Origin of the sequence: Thermus hydrothermalis (assembly GCF_022760925.1) — a bacterium.
Classification (GTDB): Bacteria; Deinococcota; Deinococci; order Deinococcales; family Thermaceae; genus Thermus; species Thermus hydrothermalis.
In genome coordinates this window covers 1-12,825 of record NZ_JAKTNT010000021.1, presented here as the reverse complement: position 1 = coordinate 12,825, position 12,825 = coordinate 1, and the positions used below count along the sequence as shown (strand labels likewise).

Here is a 12,825-nt window from a genome sequence, read left to right as displayed (position 1 = left end):
AATGCGCCCCCTCCTCATCACGCCCAACCGGGCGGTGGCCCGGAGGCTAAAAGTCCGCCGCCTCAGTCTGGAGGACCTCGCCCGAAGCCTGCTCTTGGCCCAGGGGGTAGAGGTGGCCTCGCCCTTTCGCGCCCGTCGTCTCCTGGTGCAGGCGGTGCGGGAAACCGTGGGGCCTTCCGACCCCGAGGGGTTTGCGGCCGCCATCTCTCCCGCCCTGCGGGCCCTCCTTCGGGCTGGGGACAGGGAAGTCCTAGAGCAAGCCCTGAGGAAGCTAGGGGAAAGCGGTCCGGATAAGCGGGCCGAGCGGGTGGTGCGTGTGGCCTTGGCGTACCTGGAGCTCCTGGAGAAAAAGGGCTTTGTAGACCCGGCCTCCCTCCTGGTGCGGGCAGGGCAGGTGGTGGGCAAGGCCAAGCAGTTCCTTCGGGTGGAGGGCTACCCCTACCTCGGGGCTGGGGAGCGGTTCTTCCTCCAGAGGGTAGCGGCCCCGGGGAGCACGGTAACCCTCCCCCTACCCTCAGGCCCCATGGGCGAGGCCAACCAACAGGCGAAGGAGCTGTTGGAGAAGGGGGGCCTCGAGGTGGTGGAGGCCCCCCTTTCCCCCTTGGCCCAAGCTTTCCTAGAGGCGAAGCGGGAGGTTCCTCCAGGGGTCCAGGTCCAAGCCCTCCGCTTCCCCGATAGGGAGCAGGAGGTGCGCTACATCCTGGCCCGGATCAAGAACCTCCTGGCGCAAGGAGTCCCAGCAGAGCGGATCGCCCTAGTGGTCCGGGACGACCGCCTCTACGGCCCCCTAGCGGCAGTGGTGGTCTTGGAGCAGGGAATCCCCCTCCGCCTCCTCTACCGCATCCCCGTGGGGGAAACACGGGTAGGAAGCCTCCTCGCCCTCCTCTCCCAAGCCCTTTCCGGCTTCCCTTACGAGGCCACCCTCCGCCTCCTCTTCCACCCCCTTTTTCCCCTGGAAAGAAGCCTGGACCTGCGGCAGGCCCGCACCCTTAGACCCCAAGGGGAGGTGGCGTGGAAAGGCCTCGGGCTTCCCGAAGCCCTTTGCGAAATATCCCGCATGGCGAAGGGGAGGGAGTTGGTCCAGGCACTCAGAGGCTTCCTAAGCCCCCTAAGAGGACGCCTCCGTAGTTGGCCCCGGGAGCGAGCTGCCTTGGAGGCGGTCCTCAGGGGGCTTCCCGAGCTAACGGAAGAGGAAAAGGAGGGATTTTTCTCGGGGCTATCCGAGCTCCTCTTTCACCTCACCGTACCGACCCAGCCGGGGTATCGGGGCCTCGAGCTCAACACCCCGCTCGCCCGTTACGGGGGAAGCTACCGCTACCTCTTCGTCCTAGGCATGGCCGAAGGCCTCGCCCCCGCCCCGGTCACGGAAGACCCCCTTCTGGGCTTCCCCGAACGCCAACGCCTTCGCGATCTTGGCCTCTCCTTGGAGGAGCCCTGGGAGGAGGCTACCCGAGAGGCCTTGGTGTTTGCCGCCCTTCTGGGGAGCGTGGAGGAGGGGGGCCAGGTGGTCCTGGCCTACCCCGAGGTGGTGGGCCAAGACCCTGTGCCTCCCAGTCCCTACCTAGCCCGACTTGGCCTGGAACCCGAGCCCCCAAAGGAGCGCCTCCTCGGTAGCCGTGTGGAGGCGAGGCGCCTGGGCCGCTGGGAAGGGGACCCGCTCGCGGAGCAAATGAAACGAGCCTTGGCCGCAGAAAGGGAACGGCAAGGGAGTAAGGCTACGCCCTACAACGGCCAGGCGGGAGCGCCCTTCCATCCTCCCAAGCTTTCCGTCAACGCCTTGGAGGAACTCCTCCTCTGCCCCTTCCGCTTCTTCCTGCGCTACGTCCTCCGTCCTCAAGGGGCCGAAGAGGCCGAGGACGGGGAGTTGGGAAAGGAGGGTGAGTTCCTTCATGCAGTCCTGGCAACGCTCTTTTGGCAAGCCAAGGCCGCAGGGAAAACCCGAGGCGCTGAAATCCGCTCCTGGGCCTTACAAGAAGGCGGGCTCGAGAAGGCCTTTGCGGAAGTGGAAACCCAATGGCGCAGCGAGGCCCACTTTCTCCGGTGCCGGGACTGGCCCCACCGCAGATCCCACCTCTTACTGGCCTTAGCCTTGGCCCTGCAGAAGCCCAATTTCCTCAAAGACGATGCTGAGGTGCAAGCGGTGGAAAGAGAAGTAAAGGGGTCTACTCCCGAATTGAAGGACATTGTGATAACGGGCCGCATTGACCGCTGGGACAACCGGAGTGGCTCCACCTTTCTGGTGGACTACAAACGGACGAGCCATGGCGTGAAGGAAGTGCCCCTGGGGAATGGCCTTCGCATGGACTTGCAGATCCCCCTCTACCTCAGGTTGGTGAACGAGGGACGGGGGCAGGGGATTTACTATGGCCTGCTGGATGGGAAACTAATCCATTCTCCAAGAACAGGCAAGGGTTATCCCCCAAACAGGGAAGAGGTCTTAAGCGACCTACTCGCACGGGCGGGAACCCTCCTGGAGAAGGGCACCTTCCCCGCTGCCCCCGGGGAGATGACGCAGGTCTGCCGGGGGTGCTGGGCTAAATCGGTTTGCCGAAAGGAGGTTAGGGCATGAACACGGCGTCCAAGGTGCGAGGGCTGGCCTACCGGGCGGGAGCGGGCACGGGCAAAACCCACCAGCTTGTGGAGCGGTACCTGGAGCTCTTGAATACTGGGCTTAGGCCCATTGAGATCGTCGCAGTGACCTTTACCGATCGGGCCGCCCTGGAGTTCCGCAACCGCCTCAGGGAGCGCTTGGGGCAGCTGCCCCATCCGGATCACCTCGTGGCCGAATTGGAAGCCGCTCCCATCGGCACCATCCACAGCCTAGCCGCCCGCATCAGCCGGGAGTTCCCGGAAGAAGCGGAAGTGCCTGCGGACTTCCAGGTTCTGGACGACCTCGAGGCCACCCTCCTCCGGGCAGCGTGGGTGGAGGTGACCCTCCAGGAGGCCCTGGAGGATGAAGGCTACGCCCCCCTAGTGGAAGCGGTGGGCTACGAAGGGCTCCTGGACACCCTAGAGCGTGCCCTGCAAGATCCCCTCGCAGCCCGGAAGCTCCTGGAGGAGGACCCCGTGAGCTTGCGAGAGAGGCTCGCTGCCCAAGCCTGGTCCTCCTTCGCCAGGAGGGTGGAGTACGCCCTGATCCAACTGGAAAAGGAAATGGCAACCCCAGAAAGCGCAGACGGCTTGGCATCACTCCAGGAGGCCCTAGAAAGGGTGAGGGAAATCTTGAAGGAAGGCCCTTCAGCCTGGAGGGAACTCGCCTCCCTGGTAGAAGACATGCGACCGCAGACTGGAAAGGGGCAACCCCAGTCCCCTTCCCTGCAAAAGGCGTTAAACGAGCTAAAGACGCTTGTTAAAAGGGGGAAGGACACCTTCTCTTCTTCGGATTCGGAAACGCCTGCCAAGCTCCCGCCGAACGCCTGGTCCCTCCTCTTGAGGCTCTTTGACACCGTCTGGGCGAAGGTGGAGGAGCGGAACCGCAAGGCCCGCCGCCTGGGGTATGCGGACCTCGAGGTCCACGCCCTGCGCGCCCTTGAGCACGAGGCAGTACGGCATTACTACCAGGAGCGCTTCCACCACCTCTTGGTGGACGAGTTTCAGGATACCAACCCTGTTCAGGAAGAGCTTCTCCGAAAGCTCTTCCCCAACCTAGACGCCTGGACCGTAGCCGGAGACCCCAACCAGTCCATCTATGGCTTCCGTCGGGCCGATCCCAAGGTGTTCCAGGGGCTTCTCGAAGAGATGGGCGAGCGTGTGCGGATCCTCCCGGAGTCCTATCGGTACCATCGGGAGCTGGCCCAGTTCCACAACGCCTTTTTCGGCGAACTTCTCGCCGAAACCTACCTGCCCGTCCAGGCGGTAAGGGACCCCTTGAATCCCGGCCCTGCGGTGCTTTACGCCACCCCAGGGGAGGAAGCCTTCCGGCTCATCGCCCGCGAGGTGCAAAGGCTCGTCGCCCAAGGCTTTCGCGTGCGGGATGGAAACGGGGAGAGGGGCCTTAGGTATGGGGACGTGGCGGTGATCGCTCCCAAATGGAACCTCCTCGCCAAGGCCGCGGAGGCGCTCCATGAGGCAGGGATCCCAGCCGTGGAAGCAAAGGGGGGAAACCTCTTGGAAACGCGGGAGTTTGAGGACGCCTTCCTCGCCCTCCGCTTCCTGGCGGACCCCGAGGACGAGGAGGCCCTGGTGGGCCTTCTGCGCGCCCCCTTTTTCGCTCTCTCGGACCCCGAGCTTCGCCAGCTCGCCGAAAAGAGGGGAAAAAGCCTCTGGGAGGTGATCCCCCAAGGGGTAAAGGTGGTCCTGGAGGACCTCCGCAAGCGCAAGTCTTGGGAGCCCCCGAGCCACCTTCTCCAGAGGCTGGACATGGCCACGGGTTACACGGGGGTACTCTCGGCCCTGCCCCGGGGACCCCGGCGGGTGAAGGACTGGGAAGGCGTGTTGGCGCTGGTGCGCCAACTGGAGCGGGGGGACGAGGACCCTTTCCTGGTGGTGCGCAAGCTCCGACTCTTGCGCCGAGAAGGAGTGCAGGTGCCCCGTCCCCCCATGGAGGCGGGCAACGCCGTCACCCTCATCACCGCCCACTCCGCCAAGGGGCTGGAGTGGCCCGTGGTGTTCCTTTTGGAAGTGGGAAACTGGAAGGGAAACGCTCCCTGGAAGACGCGGGCCTTCTTCCGCCCGGGGCTCGCCCTTTTTCCTCCCGTCTTGGACAGGGATGGCAACCCCGGAAGCCTCTTCCATTTGGCCAAGGCGTGCTTGGAACAAGAGGAAGAGGCGGAGCGCCGCCGCCTCCTCTACGTAGCCGCCACCCGGGCAGCGGAGCGGCTTTACTGCCTCTTGGGAGGAGAGGCCAATGCGGAGCTTAAGGAAGCCCTGGAAAGGGCTGGGGCCAGGCCCTTGGAGGAGTCCAAGGAAACGGCAGCTCCCCTGGGGAAACAGGAGCCGGAGGCCAAAGCCCCGGGGACGGAAGGAAATTTTTGTCTCGAGCCCCTTTCCCGCCTTCCCTTGGAATCCCTCCCCATCTCCCTCCTCGCCCTGGCGGCCAAGGACCTGGAGGCAGCCCGAAGGCGGCTTTGGGGAGGACCCCCGGAAGGGGACCTTCCCCCACTCTTGGAGGCAGACGATGAAGAAGGGGCAGGCGGGCCTCTGGTGGGCACCATGGTGCACGCCCTGCTGGAGAAGTTTGACCAGGAAGATGCGCTGAATGAGGGTGGGCGGGCGTTTTTGGAAAGCCATTACCCTGAGGCCGAAGAGGAAGAGTGGGAGGAGGCCCTCTCCTTGGCGCACACCTTCCTCATCCACGAGGCCTTCGCCCCCTATCGCAGGGGGGAGAAGGAAGTGCCCGTGGTCTATTACTTGGAGCTGGAGGAGGGGGAAACGGTGGCCCTCGAGGGTAGGGCCGACCGGGTGGGTCCTGATTGGGTTTTGGATTACAAGACGGACCTGGCTCTGGACCTCGAGGCCTATCGCCTCCAGGTGGGCCTGTATGCCCTCGCCTTGGGCAAGCAAAGGGCTTTTGTGGCCGACCTACGCCAGGGTAAAGTGGAAGAGGTTTCCCTCGAGGAGGTAAGGGAGGCTACCGCCTGGCTCATCCAGGCTTTACGGCAGCTCCCCAAGCCTTAAGGTTGATCCAGGGTCCACACCTTTGGAAGAAGGCAATTGGGGAGGTCCGCGGTAAACCGGCCCGGATCCTGAGGGTGTTCCGCATCGTCCTCCCTCGGAAAACCCTAATGCACAAGTCCGCCGAGCACATTCTTCCCTTGGACGCAGAGATGATAGAGGCTAGAGGAGCTCACCGGCCAGGGTCTACGGGAGGGGAGGTCCATTTTCCCCCTAGACGCCATGCCGGCTGCCACGGCCTCATCCCAGTTACCCGCAACACCGCCCACGTTCGGGGTGTGCCCAAGCGGGTGGTAGACCCCTGGAAAGTTTGATCCTTTCTTGGAGAGCCGAGCCAAACCTCAGGAGCCGCCTTCGGGGAGGAACCCGGTGAAGAACCGCCCCCAGCGGGCGAAGGGCTTGCCGAAGTCCAGAAGGACCGCCCCATCCGCCGCCTCCAACAGGATCTGGTTGCCCCCGATCTCCCCCCATCCGCCGAAGAGGGTGAGGCGGAGCGGGTCTAGGTCAAAGCGTTTCATAAGATGCCTCCTTGGGAAAAGTCTAGGACGGCTTGAGGGCGCATTGCCACCCGCCCAGTTTTGGGCGTAGAGGGGAGCAGAGGGTAGCCCTAGGAGCTACCTATTTTTTAGGCGCCGGTGGCTTACCCAGAACGGACCACTACTGCGATGTGGTTAGGGTTTTGCGGGGCACGCCCCCTGGTTTCAAACATAAGTGGGGGACTTACCCCCAACCACCCTCAGGCACCCCTCGTTTCCGGAACGATCCATGGTGGGACCAACATGTCCAGGCACACTAGGGCGTTTTGGCCAGAAACTGCCGCCCCATACCCCATTTGTCGAGTACCCTGGGCACCCGCTCCTCCTTCATGAGAATCCTGAAAAGGATCGGGAGGGAAAGGGTGTCCCTGAGATCATCAGCGCCATCACAGACGGGGTGTTGGTGAAGGCGGAAGCCTTCCGTGGGAGGCTCTTACCGAAGGAGACGGCCTCCCTTTGTCTGGATGGCCTCTTCTCAAAGGTCCTGAGGGAGGGGCTTCGGGTGGAGCAGGAGGCGGTGTACATAGCCCTGGGAGTCACCCCTTCAAGGGAGCGGCAGCTCCAGGGCTTCTGGCTTTTGCCCACAGAGAGCGTTTCCCTCTGGGAGGGGACTTGCGGGAGCTGGGGGAGAGGGGCCTGTGGCGGGTTTTGCTCTTCGTCACCAATGGCTTACCGGGGATAGTTACTTTGCCCGATGAACAAACATCTTGAGGAGGCCATCCCGCGGGTGTACCCCCAGGCGGGGTGGCAGCGGTGCGTGGCGCACCCGGTGAGGGAGAGCCTAGGGCAGGTGCGGTGGCAGGACCGTGCTTCCTTGGTGCAGGACCTGACGGGGGTTTACATGGCGGGGGGCCGGAGGGAGGCACTGGCGGCGTTGGAGAAGTTCAAGGAGCAGTGAGGGTCCAAGTACCCTGGTTTGGTAGCGGCCTGGTGGGAGAATTCTGGGTCGCTATTGCGCTTTTACGACTATCTGGCGGTGCTCTAGCCGTATTTGCGGAGCACGAATCTGATGGAGCGGTTTATTCGCGAGGTGAGGTGAGGTACGAAAGTGCGGTGCCACAACTTTCCCCGGCCGGAAGCGGTGTTCGGGCTCTTGTGCTTGGAGGGGCAGCGTCAAGAGGGGAGGGGGGCGGAGCGTAGGCTTAAGGGTTTTGGCGAGGCGCGGGAGGTGTTGGAGAGGATGCTTCGGGACCGGTATGCCCCTCTTACGTCCTACCGTATTGCCGAATCTTGCCAGACCCTTAAACATAACTCCTGACACGACCCACATCGCGGCTACTCAGACGGTTGCGATGCATCGCCAGCCACTTGGCTTTGAGCAGGAGAGGAGTTCCTCTGCATTGAGTGCGAGGATGGCAAAGCATTTGGTGCGGTAGCGGGATTCGGGCTGTTGTCCACATCAATAAGCGGCAATCATGGCTGCTATTGCCTGGTCCAGAAGTTCTCGAGAGTGGATTTCATTGCCCTTCGCCCTGCTTGCGACGCAGTCGGCTTTTGCGGGCGTAAGCGGGATACTTCTCGTAAACAATTTTGAGAAGATTGTTGTGGTCGAGGTCGCCGTAGGTTTTCACAATGGTCGCAACGTCTTGCTTCAGGTCGTCGGGGAGCTCGGCAAGCTCCTCGTCAATCCTTGCCGGATCAGTCAAGGTTATCTTGGTCTTCTCTTCCTCGGGATTGCTTTCCACACGTACCAGCCCCTCGTCTTGCAGTTTTTGGAGGTCGGTGTAGAGCTCCTTGGCGAAGGGGCCATAGTCGTAGGGGACGAAATGGTAAAAACGTCTGCGAGTGCTGGAGCCTTCCATCTGGAGGAGGAAAAGGTACTTCATCAGTGCGGTCACCAGCACCTCAGCTGAGCGGCGCGCGCTCCTGGCCTCCTCAGCAACGAGCGCCAGGGTCACCAGCCTGGGGAGCCGCTCATAAAGCACCTGCTGCTTGGCGATCCACTCCGCATTGGCCACCTCCCATTTGGCAGTCAGCTCGCCGGTGAAAGCGCGGGAGAGGAGTGATCGAAAAGTTGCTTCGGCATCTGCCGAACCATCGCTTAACCGAACTCGTTGCTCGGTATATTGTTGCACAATACGCGCAAAGTATTTTTGAGCAGTTAGGGGTGCAGCCATAAAGCGCAGTTCACGGACGAATTTGAAATGTCGTTCATATCCACGATCAGGCAACCGGGCTAATCGAAGATGCCAATAGATGTATTCAGGCTCATATCCTGCTTTAGCGCAAAGAACCTTTGTTCCATCAGCGCCCAGTACAAATGGAAAATCTACAAACTTGAATCGGCGTGTATGATCGCCAAACAAGATGACGGGTAGGGTTCCTTGATAGAGCAGTTTTCTGTCATCAATATAGCCACCAATAAAGTCCTCTCCTTGGTCAATAACTGGACATGCTCCGGATGTATTGTTCCTGTATTCGTGTTGCTGCACCTTGTTGCATTCTCGTGTGACATCGAGCAGACAATCCCCAAACTGAACGGTTTGCCACCCCTTCGGATTCGTTGCTGGGTCGCCGAACATCTCCAGAAACAGCGCTGTCAGTATCTTGTCCGCCAGTTCCAGCGCCTCTTTGCGCTTGCGCCGAATCTCGTCGGCCTTCTGCAGGATCTCCACGATCCGCTCCTGGACGGGGAGCGGGGGGAGGGGGACTTCGAGACGATCCCAAAAAGTTCTTGGAACCCTTTGGCGTCCAGACGTACCGGTAAAGCTTTCCACGGCGGCGTGGATCACTCGATCTTGCCGGATGAAGTAAAACAGGTACTCTGGCCTGACACGCTTGCCAGGCCGTAAAACATAAAACTCCGATGAACCGCATGCAAAGTTTCCAGGAAGGCCATTTACTAGGGCAGATTTGCGATTCTGTACGCAGGGCGTTATCTTCGCAAAGAGAACATCACCATTCTGGAATTTTGTCTTGCCCGTGCGGCAGTCTCTCAGATGTACGATAGCGGCGTCTCGAAGCTTGCCACTGTACTCATCAATTGCTGCCATGTTATAAAACGGTACGGCCAGATCATCGAGCTCTGGACCAGGGAGCGCAGTAACAGGGTTGACTTCAGCCACCTTAGAGATTGGCTCGCGAATCCATCCATTGATTGCGGTCACCATTCTTCTTGTGCTCATCGCTGACTCTCCCATCCGAGAACGTTGTTGGCCTTGTCGAGGAATTGCTGTGTTTCTACCGGCTTGAGCAATCTGGCTTCACCGCCCTCACAGAGGAGCTTGGTACCGTGTGGTGCGCTGCAGACTGTCATCGTTCACCGCAGGGTGGATTGTATTGGCGTCGGATTTCCTGCTCGATCGCGGAGCGCCCGGGTTGCTGCAGATTCGGCGTATACAAGACTGCCACATACAGCGCGCCCCCGCGGTGGCGCCGCCAACAATCCGTGCGGTCGTGCGTTTCCACTCGGGTCTTGACCTGAGCAGATTCGCCCACATCTAAGCAATAGTATCCGTCCGGATGTAGATCTAAAATCACATACACGCCCGAGCGGTCTTGCAGCCGCCAGGTTTCGCCTAACGGGTAAGGGCCTTCGAATGTCCATCGGACGATTGTGATGCTCATAGTGCACCTCCGTTTAGGTTTGCTTGTGAGACTCCTTCAAGGTTAGTGCTGGACACCATCGCCAAAAGCTGGCGCAGGTCTTCGGTGATCTCCTCCTCCAATTCCAACAAGCGATTGATGAGCACTTCCGGCTTTTCGTGCTCGACGGCTTCCGCCTGGTGCGGGCAGTAGCGGCCAGCAGTAAGGTTGTAGTCGGTGGCGCGAATCTGGTCTATGGTCGCCCACCAGGATTTTTCGCTTTCAAACTGCTTGAGGTCATCGGCTTTGAGGATCGCCCGCACACCGCCGTCTTTTTCGTGCCGCCAGGTGTAGGGAAAAAGCGAAACCATGTGATCGAGGTCACCGTCGGTGGCAAAGTCCGGCAGCGGTCTGCGGGTCGCCCCCAGGTCGCGGCCGTCGCTGTCCACCCGATAGAACCAGACCTTAGAGGTGTGCACATCGTCCCTGCCAAGGGGCTTGCGGAAGACTACGATGCTGGTCTTAGCACCGCTGTAGGGGTTGAAGACCCCGTTCGGGAGGCTGATGACGGCTAGGACCTCGAACTGCTCCACCAGCTTGCGGCAGATGCTACGCAGCATCTTCTTGGAGTCGAAAAGAAGCCCTTCCTTGAGCACGACCGCCGCCCGCCCGCCAGGCCGCAAGGCGTTCATCATGTGCTGGAGGAAGAGCGCTTCGTAGAGCTTGATGTGATACTCGAACTGTGCCAGCCGCTCCTGTTTGGTGGGACCAAAGGGCGGATTGGCGAGGATCACATCGTACTTGTTTTTGTGAATGTCTTGCGCCTTGTTGGAAAGGCTGTCGTCGTTTTGAAGCTGGCTCGAGCCGTCTTTGTGCAGGATCATGTTCATGAGGGCAAGCTTGAAGACCAGCGGCACATGCTCCACGCCGATGAGGTGCTTTTCCTTCAAACTGCGTAGGAGCCGCTCCTTTTCGGTTGCGGAAATGTTCTTGCGGTTAATTTTCCCTTTGACCCACTCGAAGGCCCGGACGATGAAGCCGCCGGTGCCGCAGGCCGGGTCGTAAATGGTTTCGCCAATCTCCGGGTCAATGATTTGCACCATGCGATCCACGATGTGGCGCGGGGTGAAGTACTCGGCAAACTCTTTGTTTTGCCCGAATTGCTGAAGGAGGTACTCATAGGCGCGGCCGAAAATATCGAACCGTTCACCGGACTCGCCAACTCCGCGCATCATGATTTCGCGCAAGTTCAACTCGTTGAGCTTGTACACGAGTGCCCGGATAGTGGTGGTGTAGCGCAACCGGAACACAGTCCCCCCAAAGAGGCGGCGAACATCGAAGGTAATATCCTTGCCGTACTGGTCTACAACTTTTCGGGTGGCAAGGTCATCGAACATACGCCGACAGAAGTCCACGCTATCCTCGTAGCCGTTCTGTTTGGCGTAGCCGTCGGGATCGCCTGCCCACTTGTGGAAGCGATACTTGTTTGGGATAGCCAGCTCTTCGTCCTTGAGCGGCCTACCAAGGGCTTCCTCTTGTTCCAGGGCCATCTCGTCCCAGAGCTTGAGAAAGAGAAAGAGGCTAAAGGTCTCTAACCGCTCCGTGGCATGGAGCGCATCGTCCCGAAAGACGTTGGCGATCTCCCAAAGCTCTTCGCCAAACTGGTTAAAATCAGGCGTCGTTGCCATGGTTATCCTCCTCTAAGGGTGATCCGGTTTCTAAACTCATGGCTTCATCGGCCAGCGCGAGCAACTTGGCCAGGCCGCCAAAGAGCGCCTTGATGCGGGGCAGTCCGCCGACCTGATCGAACAGGTGGCTTCTTAGGATCTGCTCCGGAGTAATCGCGGGATTTGCCCGTTTGAAGTCCATGACCATGAGCACCATCTCCCGCTGGGCGGCATTCAGGTTCTTTCCCAGCGCCCATTTCTCGAATTCCCGGCGACGCCGGAGGGTATCGAAGTCTGCTTCACCCATGGCAACAGCAATGAAGTCTTCGAGGGTCGCCTCAGGTTCGCCATAAAGATCCCGGAGGGTGGATAGGTCAAAGCCCATGGTGGCAAGAAACGAGTGGTCTGGCGGCGCAGCCCCTTTGAAGTAGCGCCAACAGAGGAGTGTCTGCGCGAAACGGTGCTTCATGCCTTCCCGCTCCATGCCTCCCTTAAGCTGGGCCTCGACCTGGCGCCGCAGCTCTTCCAAAACAGCTGGCGAGATGGTCTCGGAGAAAACCAAACGGACCGGCACATCCGCAATGACCATCTGCTGCTCCGTGCGCGGCTTTTCTTCAGAAGGCTGCTCTTGGATAGTTTCCGCGCGCTCGCGCTGGACGAGGGTCTCTTCTTCTTGCTCGACCGGCTCATCCACGACGCCCGGGGTGTCGTTGGTCACCACAGGCTCCAAACGCGTGATATCCACGAAATCCACGAGCTTGTAAAACTCCTTGCCCGTATCCCGGCACTTTCGGGTGCCCCGTCCCTTCATCTGGACATAGAGCACCTTAGATTTCGTAGGCCGTGCCATGAGGAGGACTTCCACATCCGGGGCGTCTATGCCGGTGTCCAGCATGCCAACTCCCACAAGAACGATGGGCCGGGGCGCCATGTTGGGGTCTTTGTGCGCCTGGTCGATGATGGCTTTGCGTTCCTCGGGGGTTGTGATTTTCTGGAACTCCTCGATCAGCTCTCTCGCCCCCGGCATTTGGTTGTGCACCGCCACAATGAACTTTTCCGCGGCGGCATCGTTGGGCGGTAGGTTGTTGCGGCGGTTGTACTCTTCGATGAGGGCGTAGCGCAGGTTCTTCGCGTGGGCAATAGATGCTGCAAAGACGATCGTTTTCACGGGCTGCCGGGTGCCGAGGATGTCTTCAAAGTATTTCTCGGCAATTAGTCGGTTGCGTTGGGGCACATCCACGGCACGACCCAACTGCTCGGGCTCAAAGTCAAAGCCCATGTCGTGCACACCTTCCAGATCAACATTGGTGTGGAACTTGAAGTGAATACACTGGGCAAGTCGCTCCCACTCCGGCACCTCGGGATTGGTCTCAGCCTGGCGGATCGTGTAGCGGTAGATGGGACCCGGATACTGGCCAGGGTCAGTAAAAAAACCCAAGTTGCTACCTATCCCCTGGATCTGAAAAAATAGTGGCCGCTATGCT

At 60.3% G+C, this 12,825-nt stretch carries 6 protein-coding genes and 1 pseudogene; 3 read left to right on the top strand and 4 right to left on the bottom strand.

All coding sequences use genetic code 11. The features are described 5' to 3' along the window. Position 1 precedes the first annotated feature (1 nt). Together L0C60_RS11340 and L0C60_RS12835 are read left to right on the top strand one after the other, a co-directional pair. Entirely contained in the window at positions 2-2,569 is a 2,568-nt protein-coding gene (locus L0C60_RS11340; protein ID WP_243092783.1) for a PD-(D/E)XK nuclease family protein, read from the top strand. Continuing rightward, positions 2,566-5,616 carry a UvrD-helicase domain-containing protein gene (locus tag L0C60_RS12835; protein ID WP_279231959.1) on the top strand — a complete coding sequence of 1,017 codons (3,051 nt, stop codon included), beginning with the start codon at positions 2,566-2,568 and terminating at the stop codon, positions 5,614-5,616. Before L0C60_RS11340 ends, L0C60_RS12835 begins: the two co-directional genes overlap by 4 nt. A gap of 338 nt (positions 5,617-5,954) precedes the next feature. Here the strand turns inward: L0C60_RS12835 and L0C60_RS11320 are convergent, their stop codons facing one another. Further along, complete coding sequence (locus L0C60_RS11320; protein WP_243092782.1) at positions 5,955-6,131, bottom strand: MBL fold metallo-hydrolase; 177 nt, start codon at positions 6,129-6,131, stop codon at positions 5,955-5,957. Positions 6,132-6,378: 247 nt separating this feature from the next. On the opposite strand from L0C60_RS11320, the pseudogene L0C60_RS11315 reads away from it, so the two are divergent. Next, positions 6,379-7,047 (top strand): annotated as a pseudogene (locus tag L0C60_RS11315) (transposase). A 559-nt stretch (positions 7,048-7,606) separates the two neighbouring features. Here L0C60_RS11315 and L0C60_RS11310 read toward each other — a convergent pair. From L0C60_RS11310 to L0C60_RS11300, 3 genes are all read right to left on the bottom strand, one after another. Then, a complete protein-coding gene (locus L0C60_RS11310) occupies positions 7,607-9,259 on the bottom strand; it encodes a restriction endonuclease subunit S (RefSeq protein ID WP_243092781.1) in 1,653 nt (550 codons plus the stop codon). A 453-nt stretch (positions 9,260-9,712) separates the two neighbouring features. After that, the gene (locus tag L0C60_RS11305) at positions 9,713-11,362 is read right to left on the bottom strand and encodes a class I SAM-dependent DNA methyltransferase (protein WP_243092780.1); all 1,650 of its coding nucleotides are present in this window, start codon (positions 11,360-11,362) and stop codon (positions 9,713-9,715) included. Next, positions 11,346-12,698, bottom strand: coding sequence for a type I restriction-modification enzyme R subunit C-terminal domain-containing protein (locus L0C60_RS11300; RefSeq protein WP_243092779.1), 1,353 nt, complete (start codon positions 12,696-12,698; stop codon positions 11,346-11,348). The genes L0C60_RS11305 and L0C60_RS11300 overlap by 17 nt, the downstream gene beginning before the upstream one ends. Positions 12,699-12,825 lie beyond the last annotated feature (127 nt).